Source organism: Pseudovibrio sp. Alg231-02, from assembly GCF_900143565.1.
In the GTDB taxonomy this organism is placed as follows: Bacteria; Pseudomonadota; Alphaproteobacteria; order Rhizobiales; family Stappiaceae; genus Pseudovibrio.
This window is the reverse complement of the sequence record NZ_FREX01000005.1, coordinates 1-13,252: the sequence shown is the minus strand read 5'-3', so window position 1 is coordinate 13,252 and position 13,252 is coordinate 1. Positions and strand designations below refer to the sequence as shown.

General features: G+C 50.0%; 11 protein-coding genes and 1 rRNA gene. 9 read left to right on the top strand and 3 right to left on the bottom strand.

All coding sequences use genetic code 11. The annotated features are described in order from the left end of the window. Positions 1 to 69: 69 nt before the first annotated feature. Positions 70 to 984, bottom strand: a complete 915-nt coding sequence (locus tag DHN43_RS14355) for a LysR family transcriptional regulator (protein ID WP_199914810.1) — start codon at positions 982 to 984, stop codon at positions 70 to 72. 122 nt (positions 985 to 1,106) lie between these two features. Between DHN43_RS14355 and DHN43_RS14350 the strand changes: the two genes are divergently transcribed. Together DHN43_RS14350 and DHN43_RS14345 are read left to right on the top strand one after the other, a co-directional pair. Further along, entirely contained in the window at positions 1,107 to 2,030 is a 924-nt protein-coding gene (locus DHN43_RS14350) for an SDR family NAD(P)-dependent oxidoreductase (protein ID WP_108819064.1), read from the top strand. Positions 2,031 to 2,161: 131 nt separating this feature from the next. Then, positions 2,162 to 2,533, top strand: coding sequence for a DUF4345 family protein (locus DHN43_RS14345; RefSeq protein WP_057461940.1), 372 nt, complete (start codon positions 2,162 to 2,164; stop codon positions 2,531 to 2,533). Positions 2,534 to 2,623: 90 nt separating this feature from the next. Here the strand turns inward: DHN43_RS14345 and DHN43_RS14340 are convergent, their stop codons facing one another. Continuing rightward, positions 2,624 to 3,331, bottom strand: a complete 708-nt coding sequence (locus DHN43_RS14340; RefSeq protein WP_108819063.1) for a DUF4336 domain-containing protein — start codon at positions 3,329 to 3,331, stop codon at positions 2,624 to 2,626. Positions 3,332 to 3,706: 375 nt separating this feature from the next. Between DHN43_RS14340 and DHN43_RS14335 the strand changes: the two genes are divergently transcribed. Further along, a complete protein-coding gene (locus tag DHN43_RS14335) occupies positions 3,707 to 5,542 on the top strand; it encodes an SLC13 family permease (protein WP_063290183.1) in 1,836 nt (611 codons plus the stop codon). On the opposite strand, the gene DHN43_RS14330 is transcribed toward DHN43_RS14335, so the two are convergent. Beyond that, positions 5,539 to 6,594, bottom strand: coding sequence for a helix-turn-helix domain-containing protein (locus tag DHN43_RS14330; protein WP_108819062.1), 1,056 nt, complete (start codon positions 6,592 to 6,594; stop codon positions 5,539 to 5,541). The genes DHN43_RS14335 and DHN43_RS14330 overlap by 4 nt on opposite strands. Before the next feature lie 330 nt (positions 6,595 to 6,924). On the opposite strand from DHN43_RS14330, the gene DHN43_RS14320 reads away from it, so the two are divergent. The 6 genes from DHN43_RS14320 to DHN43_RS14290 all read left to right on the top strand — a co-directional run. Further along, a complete protein-coding gene (locus tag DHN43_RS14320) occupies positions 6,925 to 7,347 on the top strand; it encodes a DUF805 domain-containing protein (RefSeq protein ID WP_108819060.1) in 423 nt (140 codons plus the stop codon). A gap of 504 nt (positions 7,348 to 7,851) precedes the next feature. Then, on the top strand, positions 7,852 to 9,084 hold the full coding sequence (locus tag DHN43_RS14310; protein WP_159096858.1) for an AAA family ATPase: 1,233 nt from the start codon (positions 7,852 to 7,854) through the stop codon (positions 9,082 to 9,084). Continuing rightward, positions 9,085 to 9,747, top strand: a complete 663-nt coding sequence (locus tag DHN43_RS14305; RefSeq protein ID WP_108819057.1) for an HNH endonuclease — start codon at positions 9,085 to 9,087, stop codon at positions 9,745 to 9,747. A gap of 464 nt (positions 9,748 to 10,211) precedes the next feature. Further along, entirely contained in the window at positions 10,212 to 11,588 is a 1,377-nt protein-coding gene (locus DHN43_RS14300) for a sodium:solute symporter family protein (protein WP_108819056.1), read from the top strand. A 198-nt stretch (positions 11,589 to 11,786) separates the two neighbouring features. Next, the gene (locus DHN43_RS14295) at positions 11,787 to 12,152 is read left to right on the top strand and encodes a hypothetical protein (protein ID WP_108819055.1); all 366 of its coding nucleotides are present in this window, start codon (positions 11,787 to 11,789) and stop codon (positions 12,150 to 12,152) included. A 902-nt stretch (positions 12,153 to 13,054) separates the two neighbouring features. Beyond that, positions 13,055 to 13,252: ribosomal RNA gene (locus DHN43_RS14290) — 16S ribosomal RNA — on the top strand; the annotation flags it as partial.

Here is a 13,252-nt window from a genome sequence, read left to right as displayed (position 1 = left end):
TCGTGCTCTGACATCTTTGGTGGAGCGAATTCTTCTCGTTTGATTGAATCCAATCAAACGGAACGCGCTCTAGCTGTCAGATGTCGTTCCAGCGACCCAGAATTCGTTGCGGCGGGTGGTGATGCGTTGCGCTATGAAGTCGACGAAGAGGCGGACGCGGGCGGTGTTGCGGAGGTCTCGGTGGAGGAGGAGCCAGAGGCTGCGGTAGGGCATTGGCTTTTGGAAGGGTGCGCGGATAAGCAAGGGATGCCTGTCGCCCAAATTGCAGGCAAGGTAAGCCATGCCTAAACCTGCGGCGGCCAGAGAAATGAGCGGCACCAGTTCTGAGACCCTGTGCTTCAGGAGCGCTTTTGGGTAGCAGCCACTTTTGATCCATGGAGCCGTTGTCTCGCCTTCCGCTTCATGCCAGCCGATGAAACTCAGGCCTTCGCCGTTGTTGTCTTTGATCTTTTCAGCGTATTCCCGTGTGCAATATGCTGCTTGTGACATCTGCACGAGCTTCCGGCCTACAACGTCTTGTGTCACCTCGTCAGCGATGCGAAAGCCAACGTCTGCTTCTCGTCTGGTCAGGTCAGCGACATTGTTTGTGAAGTTCAGGTTTAACTCGATTTCCGGATACTTTTCAGCGAACAAGACCAGATCATCCATGATGGACGTCATGGCCAGACCATGGGGCATGGTGACGTAGATGGTGCCGTGCGGCTCTGCATCTCGCCCGACGATGATGCGTGAGGCTGCCGTCATCTCGTCTTCAACCCGCTCTGCGTAGGGAAAAAGCGCTTCGCCCAGTTCTGTTAAAACAAGTCCTGTCTTGGAGCGGTCAAACAAGCGGCTGCCAACACGTTCTTCCAAAACTTCCAGTCGTCGGGCAAGAGTTGTGTGGTTGACGCGGATCAGGTTTGCGCCGCCTCTCAGTGTTCCGCTGCGGGCCACGGCCAGAAAGTACTTTAGATCATCCCAGTTCAGAGCGTAGTTTTCTTGCATGATCAGGCCTATATCCAGTGGTTCAAATTTGGAACACAACGTCCATTTTTACCTATCTACACTTCAAATTTCAACCAGCGTACGTTTCCTTCATCGAACATACTTCAACAGGAAACGCAGCAATGTCTCCGATCAGATCTGTTTTGATTACCGGTGCGAATGCAGGGTTAGGCCGTGAGGCGGCACGACAACTTGCAAAGACCAGCAGTATTGAGAGGATTTACCTCGCCTGTCGCAATGAAGCCAAAGCTTTGGCAGCAAAAGCTGCGCTTGAAGCTGAGGCCAAACGCGCAATTTTTGAAATTATCCTGATGGACGTGATGGATCCGGAGTCTGTGCGTCAGGCCATTAGGCAGATGGCGGCACCGGTGGACGCTCTCATTCTTAATGCAGGCGGGGTGGGTGGCCGGTCGCCCAATGGCATGACTGCACATGGTGTAACCAACATTTATGCCGTGAACCTGCTGGGTCATGTGGTGTTGGTGGACGAGATGCTTGAACGTCAACTGATCACCTCTACCGTGCTTTATGCAGGTTCTGAAGCAGCGCGTGGCATTCCTAAGATGGGTGTTGCCCGCCCCGTGCTGAAAGAAGCGTCTGTGGATGAGTTCCGCGCTATGGTGGATGGGCGCACGTTTACTAAAAAGAGTGATCCAATGGATGCCTATGCGAGCGTGAAGCTTATTGGCGCTCTATGGATGTCTTCCATGGCTCGTCAGCACCCGCATATTCGCTTTGTGACCATGAGCCCGGGCGGTACCACTGGCACCAACGGGTTTGATGATATGCCCTTCGTTAAGAGGCTTTTGTTCAAGCATGTGGGCGGCGTTCTGATGCCTTTGCTGGGCATGATGCATGGCGTTGAAGATGGTGCGAAGCGCTATGTGGATGGTATTCTGGACCCGAAGTTCAAGAGCGGTGTTTTCTACGCCAGTGCTGGTGAAGGTGCTATCGGCAAGCTGACTGATCAGGCCTCTCTCTTTTCTGCTCTCAACAATCACAGTTTTCAGGACAACGCCAATCAGGCTGTCCATCAACTCATCTAATTCCCTAAAGCAGTCCGCATTTAAGCTGAAACACCTGAACTGCTTTCGTCTTTGTTTTTGCGTTTCTTTATCCGAAAACCGGTTTCCACTTTTCGGAGATACGCTGTAGTTATTTAATCTGGAGAGAACCTATGGATCTTATCTATCTCATTATGGTTGGCGCCCCGACACTTATGCTTCTCGGTCTGGGGACCGTCTCAATGTTTGCTCCGTCGCGCATGACGAAGAACTTTGCGCTTGAGCCCGTTGGTGTTGCCGGTCTGAGCACGATCCGATCTGTGATTGGTGGGCTGTTCTTATCAAGTGTTGCGCTTTTGATTATTGGGTTTGTGACGGCGCAGCCGCAAGCCTATGTCGTTGTTGCCATTTTGCTGGGTGTTGTTGCGCTGGGCCGTGTTGTCGGCTTGCTGGCAGATGGATTTGTAAAAGAAGTTGTTCCGCCGCTTATTGTTGAGCTCGTTCTTATCGCAGCTTTGCTTGGTGCTTTCTTACGGCCCTTCTAAGAGGATCAATGCTCCTTTAAGGGCTGGGAGTTTTAGGCGGTGGGGAACCAGAGTTCTCCGCCGTTTTGTTTTTTCTAATGCGTCGATAAGCTAGCGTGACCTGATCTTCAACCAGCGGAAGGCTTGGTCAAGGTAAGCAGCACCGTCAGTGGTTACAGGATCACCGTGTGCGACTACGACCGCTTTTGTCGGCCAGCCGAGAATTTTTTTGAGTGCTTTTCGGGCTGTTGTCTTATCGCGGAAGGCGAGGCGGAACTTGCGTGGCACACTTGGTGTTGGTTCTGTCATCAAATCGAGCCGTGCAACGAGGGCCCGCCATCCTCTGAACCATCCTTTAGGAAACTGCTGCAACAGGTCTGTGAACAGCGTGGTTCTACTGGCTTTGTGAAAGAACACCACCTCTGTTGTAATGGAGTTGCCACCCACGACAGACTGGGTAATCTCTGTTTGCCAATCTGCCTGAGGCGTGTTGCTCAGGGTAGAGCTGAAGGACAGATCTGGTCTCTTTTCAGCCAGACCAGGGGCGGCATGGAGTTGGGCCTGAGGATAAGCCGTGGCCCATTCCGCAAGGAAGCTGTCGTGCAGATGGTTTGGTGCGATGATGTGGCGAACGGGGCCGAGCGCATCTATTTGGTCTTTCAACTTGTCTGACAAAGCTATGGGAGACCAGATGAAGAGCTCGCCATTTTGCAGGCGGATGACCGCCATGCGGGTTGAGTAACGAAAGCCAAGTGCGGCTGTGATGACTGGTCCACTTGCCAACCATATTTCCGGAGCGAATGAGTAAAGCGTTGACATGACGTTCCTCATTGTGGAAGTCAGGCGCGTGGTATTCTGTGCCCTATGGTCATAATTCTAGAATATCCCGGGATGTGACGAAACCATCTGTTTTGCCAAGAGTGGAGGACAAAAGTGGGATGAATGCCAGCTTGATGAAGGGAATTCATGCTCTTTTGCGAAATTGAATAAAGTATAGGGGTAATAACCTATAATATATCCACAGTCACAAATACGCGGTTTGATAGCAAAACGTTTACATATATCTCGTGATAAACTAAGCGGTGGCCTATAAGACTTCCTGTCTTATTAAGATCTGCCGAGTATGCCTCGTATACATCGCACAGATTTTGCGACCAGAACTCTCTGATTTACTTCTCGAAGGACTCTAAGACGATGTCTTGGGAAATGCTTTTCACCTTCTTCGTATTGTTTGCAGCTGTCATCCTGTTTGTCTCTGACAAGCTGAGGCTGGACCTTGTTGCGATCATGGTGATGTTGGCGCTTGGGCTGTCTGGTATTTTGACGCCTGCTGAAATGCTTTCGGGTTTCGGATCCACCGTTGTTATTCTGATTGCCGGACTGTTCATTGTCGGTGAAGCGCTGGCTCAAACCGGGATTTCTTATGCGGTTGGAGACAAGATCGTTCAGATTGCGGGGGATCAGGAGTGGAAACTGATCGTTCTGCTGATGCTGACAGTTGCGGCGCTGGCGTCTGTTATGAGTGTGACCGGGGCAGGGGCGATCTTTATTCCGGTTGCTATCCGCCTTGCGAGCCGCTCCAACCTTTCTCCTTCGCGGCTGCTTATGCCACTTGCTTATGGGGCGCTGATTGGGGGGATGCTGACGCTGATCGGGACACCACCCAACCTGATTGCCAATGCTCAGTTGCAAAATGCTGGCATGGAGCCATTCAATTTCTTCATCTTCACGCCGATCGGGCTCGTTATTCTCATTGTGGCCGTGATTTACATGCTGGTGTATGGCCGCCTGTTTTTGCGTGGTCAGCAGCGGCCTCAAGGAGCGACGGAGCAGGGGCGTCGGACGCTGCAGGGGTTTTTGGAAGCCTACGATATTGAAGACAAGATTGTCCGTCTGCGGGTCCGTGAGGATTCGGAGCTGGTTGGGCAGACTGTTGTGAGTGCGAAGCTGCGGCGGCGGATTGGGCTTACACTGTTTGGGTTGGAGTATACCTCCACCACGACCAAGCGGCTGAAGGTGACATCGACCCAGACAAACCGTGCCTTCAAGGCTGGTGATATTGTGTTTGGGGTGATGCAGGAGCCTATCAGCGGGGATGTGTTTGCCTGCATCGGGCTGGAGCTGTTGCCGATGGGCGAGGAGGGGCATCACCTTTCTGCTCGTGAGCTTGGCATGGCGGATTTGATTGTGGCGCCGGATTCCAAGCTGATCGGCAGAAAGATCAGTGGTGCCGGGTTTCGGACCAACCACAACCTGAGCGTTGTTGGGCTTATCCGTAAGGGGGAAACTCTGCACGGGAACTTTGGGAACATCGAGCTGAAGTTTGGGGACCAGTTGCTTGTGGTTGGGGACTGGGAGAACATCAGCAAACTGCAGGCGGCGCGGGAGAGTTTTCTTCTGTTGGCGTTTCCGGAGGAGATTAAGAACTATCTGCCGCGGCGCAAGCTGGCGCCTGTCGCGCTTGGTATTCTGGCGGTCATGCTGGCGCTCATCATTTTCCGCGTGGTGCCCAGTGTGACGGCGGTTGTGCTGGCGGCGACGGCTATGGTGTGTGCGGGGTGTGTTTCGGTCAATCGGGCTTACACCTCCATCAACTGGCCCAGTCTGATTTTGATTGCGGGGATGATGCCCATGGCCACCGCTCTGGAAAAGACGGGTGGGCTGCTGTTGATCGTGGATCAGATCGTTGGGCTTTATGGCGATAGTCCGCCTTATGTGATGCTGATGTCGTTGTTTTTGCTCACCTCTGTTTTCAGCCAGTTTACGTCGAACACGGCGACGGCGGTGCTTATTGCGCCTGTTGCGTTTGAGGTGGCTGCGATTATGGGTGTGCGGCCTGAGCCGTTTTTGATGAGCGTTGCGATTGCGGCTTCGACGGCGTTTTGTACGCCTGTGGCCTCGCCCATCAATACGCTGGTGATGGGGCCGGGGAACTACCGGTTCAAGGATTACGTGGTGATTGGCGTGCCACTGCAGATCATGGCGCTGGCAATTGCCACCTTGCTCATTCCGGTGTTTTTGCCGTTCTAGCTGAGGTTCAGGATCCAGTCTTCGTATTGTCGGCCTTGCTTGATTTCTCCCTGAGCGGCTGCGGTGATCTCAAAGGATTTTGAGCGCACCTGGCGAGGGGAGAAGCCGAAGTATTGCTTGAACATGCGGCTGAAGCTGCTTTCATTCATGAAGCCAAAGTCCAAGGCCACCTGATAGGTTGCTCTGTAGGCGTTGCGCGGGTCTAGCAGTGCGCGCAAGACGGCCTTCATGCGCCTGTCGCGGATGTATTTGCTGACGCCGCCGAAAGACAGAAACAACTCGTAGAGTTTGCTGCGCGATACGTTTATAGCGCCGCCGAGATAGTCCGGAGACAGGTTGGGGTTGGTCAGGTTTGCCTCGATAATGCGGCGGGCGCGGGTCATCAAGGCCAGATTGACACCTTCCTGCCCTGCCTCGCTTTCATGAGGCATTCCATTCAGGCACGCTGCAATCAACCCCATGGTTGCGGGCACGAGTTGCTGGGCTTGCTGCATGTTCAGCTTGTTGGTCTGGGCGCTGACTGACGAGAGGTGTTCGCGCAAAATCACGTTTAATGGATGGGCCGCCGGGAGTGTTTTTAAGTTGCTGTCATCGGGGCTGTGCAGCAGGGGCGCAAGCTGCTCGCGTGCAATCAGAATGGAGCGATTGCTGTAACTGCCCGAGATTGAGCCACCTTCCTGTGAGAAATCCAGAAAAATGCAGTCACCCTTGTTGAGGTTGACGCTCTTTTGCCCGGTATAGAATTCGGCGTCGCCCTCATCATGAACCATCAGCAAATAATGATCTACGCCATCTCGCGCCATGGCCGCATTGGTGCGGTTGGCGATGTGGGCCTGTGCTGTCACCTGAGAGAGCATGAGGGAATCGAACAGCACTGACTGGATCTCACCAAAGAAATCGAGCTGATCCTCGCCGCGGTGAATTTCTGCCTCGCAAAGACAGGCTAAGCTCTCTCGCCAGAACGCAAATCTGTCTTTTCGCCGGATGGAATTTAGTGAGAATGAGTTTCTTGGTAGGCCGACGATCGGTTCCGTTTGAATTGCCTCACTCAACGGCTCGCCTCCTGCTGCATGAATGCTTTAGACATGCATACTATGTGATGTATTTGACAAGTATACAACTGCAGGCACCTATATAATTTAGTAGATGCCTATGGCGTTCAGGAGGTTTTTGAAGTCTCAGTTATCACGAGCAAAAATGCGTTTCGCAGCCCGCACCCTCATGATAGTTGCGACGGTTTGCTTCTTACCACCTGCAATCGGTTTTGCATCAGAAACAGGTTTGTTATCTGGACCCTCAATATTTTGGGAATATTGCGATGAGTTGGGGCGCTTTAGAGTTGCCAGACCGACTTCAGCGCACATGAGCAATATGGTGGTGGGATGTTCTATCTTGGGATTAAAGGCAGGTTGGGCAGAGCGAAGTTTTGGTTGTTTAACCTGTTCTGGATTGGCCTGTTTATGTGTGGTCTGGTGTTCATGATTGAAGTGTTCCCGATCGCTTCTCACCCCGTCCCAAGGACCATGGCAATTCTCATGTCCATTGCCCTTTACTATATCCAGTTTTCACTGATGATCAGGCGTTTGCACGACATGGGAAAATCCGGCTGGTGGTTTGTTCTCTATTTCCTTGTTCCGTCCATCTACTTCGCCGTCCTCCCAACACTCCCGGAATATGGTGCCTCACTTGTTGTCAGTCTTGTGTTTGCATTCGTGGCAATGGGCGGACTGGCGAATGTTGGTTTTGCAGCGGGGACTAAGGGACCGAACAAGTATGATGTTGAGGCGGTCCCGGTAGCTGTGTGAGATGGCGGTGTTGTGGCTTAGCTACCTGCAAATACTTTTCTGAAAACCCGGAATTGTTGCTGGACTGGTTTGATGCCCGGATGACTTAATCTGGTTCCCTGTTCGGCTGGTTTGATGAACTCGAGCCAGCCATTCGGGATCAGGTGTTGATCGTACCCACAAAATGCGGTCACTCACCAGACGGCATGCTTGCCTGATAAGCGCGCCGTCATTTGTACATTCCAACAGATTGGAAAGCGCCTTACTTCGTGGCCATCATAGCAGTTTCTTGTGGTAGTTTATTACCACTTACAAACGGTTTTGTTCGGAGAACAAGTTTGTTTGTTGTATTAAACCTGCTTAGGGCTAAGCAATCTCGGCACCTGGTTAAAATGGTCGAATATTCCTCTGTAAATTACTTTAAAGTTGAACTTCAATCAGTAGTTGTTGATTTTGAGTGGTACGTTATGAAAGCTATGTTCAAAGGTTCATTTTTGAAACAGAGCAAAACTGATTGGAATTTTCGTGACTAGTTATATCGATCGCATAAGTGGAACGATACCGAACACACATACTGACATAGAGATAAAACTGTATGGCAAAAATCTTCTGATTACAGGGAGTAATGGGACTGGAAAGACATGCCTGCTAACAGAGCTCTACCAGAGACTTGATAAACGCATTCGTCAGAAGCAACACAATCGCGAGGAAGAAGTTTACAACGAGCTGATGCGCCTGGAAAAGGCGTTGCCAAGTTTAAAAAAAGGGACACAGCAGTACAATCGTGTCTTAGCATCAATCAAAAGCTTTCATAGAGAATTGGCCGATCTTGAGAGTGCTGTTCTTATAGAGATCGCTGATCCACTGGATTTTGCTGATAGGCTGGATGAAAGGACAGCGATTTTACTCTATTTGACTGCAGATCGGAAGGCTGAGATTGCGCAAACCTCAAGTGCAACCGGAGTGGATACGCAAAAGGAGAATGCAAGAAGTCTAGCTCGACACGCGCAACATAGCGCCACTCTCGAACAGCACCTTGTTAACATGAGGACTCGAATAGCTCTTGGCAAAGAAAATGGAGATAAAGATATAGTAGCTGAGAAGCTCGAACTGTGGTTTGAAGATTTCATAGAGAAACTTCGGATTTTGTTTGAAGATGAAACCACCGATCTTACATTTGACAAAAACCATCTGAGTTTTTCAATTTCGCAAAATGGGAAACCTGATTTCACATTTCAGAATTTGTCTTCTGGATACCAAAGCATCTTCAAGATTTATCTAGAGTTGCTACTACACTCAGAATATTTTGAGATTGCTCCAGGTGAACTAAGTGGAGTAGTGTTCATCGATGAAATTGATGTTCATTTGCACGTTTCATTACAACGGCTTATCCTTCCTTTTCTGACTACGTCATTCCCCAATGTACAATTCATAGTCACGACACACTCTCCATTCGTGATTATGTCTATGCAAAATGCTGTAATATATGATCTTAGTAGTAAGGAGCTGATTTCTGAAGATTTATCATTGTACTCGTACTCTGCTATTCTACAGGGGTTGCTCCAAGTTCCATCGATATCTAACCGTTTGGTCGATTTAGTTGAAGAACTAACCTCGATCTTAAACTCGGAGTCGATTGATTTTGAGCGCCTTAAGGAAGTTACTAGCATTTTGAAAAGTGCTGAGAGCAATCTTGATAAGAGATCAAGAGCTTTCCTTCTAAAAGGTGAGAATGCCCTTCTGGATTCGGAGGGCTGAATGTTTAATGTTAAACGACCTCAAGAGCTTCCTGAGCAATTAAAAGGGAAAAAATATGGTCACCCTGAAGTGGTTAATGAGATAAATAAGATTTTTTATAGAAAATGCTATTTATGTGAGCAGCTGATTGCCAGTCCTGAGGTTGAGCATTTTGAACCGCAAGCCAAAAACAAAAATCTCATACATACCTGGACTAATCTTTTTTTGGGTTGTTCTCATTGCAATAAAATAAAGTCCACTAAACACACAAATCTACTTGATTGTAGTGATACTAATACGGATGTTCAGCAAGCAATCAGATTAGAGCCGCCTAATACTTTAAAAGGTAAAGTTAAAGTTGTTGATATGCTTAATTGCGATAAATCTAATAATACAGCAAAATTATTGGAGGATTGTTATAATTTAAAAGATACTGGGGTTCGTCAAATACATAATGAAAATATGCTTGATGATATTTGGGATAAGTTCGCAATTTACATGGAGCATCGAAATAAAGCGGTTAGCCAACGCAGCACTCCTAATGAGCGAAAGGATGCTTTAGCGGCAATTCTTGAAATGGCAGATCCAAATTATGAATACTCTGCTTTTTGGTATTGGCAGCTCCAAGATGATAGAAAATTACTTGATTTGAAAAAACGACTAGAAGATGAGGTTGTGGGCTGAGCTGATAGATTGTGAGCAGAATAACAGGCCGTGTTATGCGTAGATTTTCTGGCATCTATCAGACGATTTCACCTGTTCAGGTAATCTCTATAGTACTGTTCCTTTTGGAAACTCTAATAAGGATATGTGTACTTAATATTTTGGTTGGCACAGACATTCATAAGAATGTCTGTGCCTTGTAATTTCTGCTCTAAGTAGCAAGTTAGATAGTATTTTATGAGCTAAAACATAACTTTATTGGGAAGTGCCCAGAGTTTGTGTGAATGCTTGAGATGTAAACTTGGTAATGCGTTACTGCTGTGTTCGAGAGCTTAGGTTTCTCTTGCATTTTTAATGAGTAATGCGTCGTTATCCCCATCTCCCAAGCCCCGCCTTTTAATGGTCTGTCTCACTGTCGTGTAATGTCTTCCTGATAGAGGTACGGCGCGCTTGCGTTTGTTGTTGTCTAAAAGGAACCCCTGCTGATGATCGACATGATTATCGTGGCTGGCTATTTGGTTGGCATACTTGTGGTGGGGTTGTGGGGTGGTCGGATTCAGCGGGGGCTGAAGGATTATGCGACGGCGGGGCGTGAGTTTGGGGCTCTTGTTATCTTCGCCACCATGTCCGCCTCTTTTATCGGCGGGGGCTTTTCTACCGGCAATGCAGAGAAGGTGTTTTTATATGGCGTTGCCAACATTGTGGCGCTGTGGGGCTTCAGCTGTAAGGAAATTGCGGTTGCCACGCTGATTGCACCCAAGATGAAGGCGTTTCCTGATGCGGTGTCTGTTGGGGATGTTATGGGCAAGGCCTATGGCAAGCTGGCCAGACTGACCACGGGTGTCTGCGGTTTATTGTTGTGCTGCGGTATTGTGGGCGCGCAGGTTGGGGCGATTGGCGTCATCTTCAACGTGTTTTTTGGGTTGGACCGGTTCTGGGGCATCGGGATCGGCTGCGGCATTGTTATTCTTTATACGACGCTGGGCGGTATGCGGGCTGTGGTTTACACCGATGTGGTGCAATTCGTTATTCTTGCGATTGGCATGCCGCTGGTGCTGGGCTTTGGCATTTATCAAATTGGCGGTGTTGATGCGCTGTTTGCGGCGGTGCCGCCAGATCATCTAAGCCTGCCCGGGCCGGACTTTGGCTGGATGGGGCTGATCGGGCTTATTCTTGTCTTTATGTTTGGGGAGACTTTGGTGCCTCCTTATATGCAGCGCTTGCTGGCGGGGAAGACCGCGTCTGCTGCGGCGCGCGGTACACTCTATTCCGGGCTGTTCTCTTTTCTCTTCTTTGCAATCACCGGAGCCATTGGTTTGGTGGCCTTTGCGCTGGACCCGGACCTGAACCCTAATAATGCCATGGCCTTTGTGATTGTGAGCGTTATGCCGCCTGTGCTGAAGGGGCTGGTGTTTTCCGGTGTGATTGCGATTGTGATGTCCTCGGCAGATTCCTATCTCAATTCCGCCAGTATTGCGTTTGTGAATGATGTGTTGCGGCCTTTGCGGCGCAAAGAGATGCGGGAAGAGGACCTGCTGTTCATCGCCAAGCTGGTGACGCTGGTTGTGGGGCTGCTTTCTATTGTGTTTGCCGTCTCTATAGAGAGCATTCTGGATATTCTGATTTACGCCTACAATTATTGGGCGCCGATTGTGCTGGTGCCGCTGGTTGCGGCGATCTATGGCGCTCGCCGTGGAACACCTGCGTTTTTGGCCGGGGCGGTGACGGGTGTTGTTGCGACGGTGTTGTGGCAAAGCGGGCTCGACTCGCCTTTTGATCTGCCCGGACTGGTGATTGGTGTGCTTGCCAATCTGGTTGTGTTCCTCTCCATGCCGAAATCTTCCATCTATATGCATGAGTGAGTGGAGCGGCTGGTTTGCTCAAGACATTTTGATGTTTTGTGGGTTGCGGGGCGGGGTTGGTGCGCTAGCCTTTCAGCTAACCTGGAGTTTGATGCGTCTCTTTACGGTCACGCATTGTGCTCTCACATATTTGGTGGAGCGGTTTTATTGGGTTTGATTGCATAGGATCAAACGGATCACGCTCTTATGGAGGCTTTTATGCGTGCTTTTGTTTCTGGACTATTCCTCAGTTTGTTGGTGACCCCGGTTTTGGCGGGGGAGGCTGATGTGGTCAACGTGAATGTGACCCCGCAGGCGGAAGGCTCCTATCGGTTTGAGGTGAGTGTGCGCCACAGCGATGAAGGGTGGGACCATTATGCAGATGCGTGGGAGGTGCTTTCTGAAGACGGCAAGGTGCTGGCCGTGCGGGTGCTGGCCCATCCGCATGTGGAGGAGCAGCCGTTCACGCGGTCTTTAAGCGGTGTGCAGATTCCAGAAGGGATGTCGCGGGTGGTTGTTCGTGCAAGAGACAGTTTTCATGGATATGGCGGTGAGACGGTAACCGTGGACCTGCCGGGGCGGTGAGGCTGGTCTAGCTGGGACAGGCTGTCATGGTTTGCGGTAGGATTTGGTGAGGCGGGCATAAGTCGAGTTTGGGCTGGCTGGCTCGGGCCTGACGGTGAGGGGCATAAGTTGGGATCGGTTGGAGCTGTGGGCGCGGGCGGCTGGATCGGGCTTTTGCCGTGTTTGCGGACATAGGAACGCAAGATCGCGCGTCTCACACCGAAATAACGCAGACTAACGCATAAGAACGCAAACTCGGTGAAGGGCGGTTTGCAGCGGTTGAGCGACTCGCTGAAGTATCAGAGGGACGTTTGCGGTGGTTTGGGTGTGTTGGGGGTGTGGGTTTCGTTTGAAAAAGTTGGATATCCCCGTTTGTGCAAATTTTGTTTTTGTTAATTTTTGGTGTTTTGGCTGGTTGTTATTGGCTTGTTTCTGGGGTTTTTGGGTGTCTGGTGGTGGTGTATGTGTTGATATATGAAGTTATTGAATTGTTTGAATTTTAGTTTTTGCCCGATTGTTTTGTTTTTTTGGAGTTTGCGTGTTGACGGGTCGGTCTGGTATCCCTATAACCCGCTTCACGCCACCGGGGCGGGCCACTGAGGCGCCGGTTCGGAGGCACAAAAACAGAAGGATTTACGGGGTTTTTAAGAGGTCTTGTAAGTCTGGATATTGAGGCGAAAGTCTCCGTTCATTGACAATTGAATACGGAAGAAGAAAGAGAAACGTGGACGGCGGTTATTCGCGAGTGGTTTGGTAACAAGCCACTGTTACGGAATAGCTGACTTAGTTTACGTTTTTCAGAACACCAAAGATTGAGGCTTCGGTCTTAATTATTTGCGTGTTCCTCGTCTATTAATTGGCCATTTATGGTCGGTTAGATTTGAGTACAGAAACGTGATTTAAGTTGGGATTAATATTCAGTAGAACCTGAGAGTTTGATCCTGGCTCAGAACGAACGCTGGCGGCAGGCCTAACACATGCAAGTCGAACGGATCCTTCGGGATTAGTGGCAGACGGGTGAGTAACGCGTGGGAAGCTACCTTGTGGTAGGGGACAACAGTTGGAAACGACTGCTAATACCCTATGAGCCCTATGGGGGAAAGATTTATCGCCATGAGATG

Excerpts from the sequence above, each read along its gene's own strand:
- DHN43_RS14335 (WP_063290183.1), top strand. The coding sequence starts at position 3,707 with ATGTCTTGGGAAATGCTTTTCACCTTCTTCGTATTGTTTGCAGCTGTC.
- DHN43_RS14350 (WP_108819064.1), top strand. The coding sequence starts at position 1,107 with ATGTCTCCGATCAGATCTGTTTTGATTACCGGTGCGAATGCAGGGTTA.
- DHN43_RS14320 (WP_108819060.1), top strand. The coding sequence starts at position 6,925 with ATGTTCTATCTTGGGATTAAAGGCAGGTTGGGCAGAGCGAAGTTTTGG.
- DHN43_RS14305 (WP_108819057.1), top strand. The coding sequence starts at position 9,085 with ATGTTTAATGTTAAACGACCTCAAGAGCTTCCTGAGCAATTAAAAGGG.
- DHN43_RS14355 (WP_199914810.1), bottom strand. The coding sequence starts at position 984 with ATGCAAGAAAACTACGCTCTGAACTGGGATGATCTAAAGTACTTTCTG.
- DHN43_RS14345 (WP_057461940.1), top strand. The coding sequence starts at position 2,162 with ATGGATCTTATCTATCTCATTATGGTTGGCGCCCCGACACTTATGCTT.
- DHN43_RS14300 (WP_108819056.1), top strand. The coding sequence starts at position 10,212 with ATGATCGACATGATTATCGTGGCTGGCTATTTGGTTGGCATACTTGTG.
- DHN43_RS14340 (WP_108819063.1), bottom strand. The coding sequence starts at position 3,331 with ATGTCAACGCTTTACTCATTCGCTCCGGAAATATGGTTGGCAAGTGGA.
- DHN43_RS14295 (WP_108819055.1), top strand. The coding sequence starts at position 11,787 with ATGCGTGCTTTTGTTTCTGGACTATTCCTCAGTTTGTTGGTGACCCCG.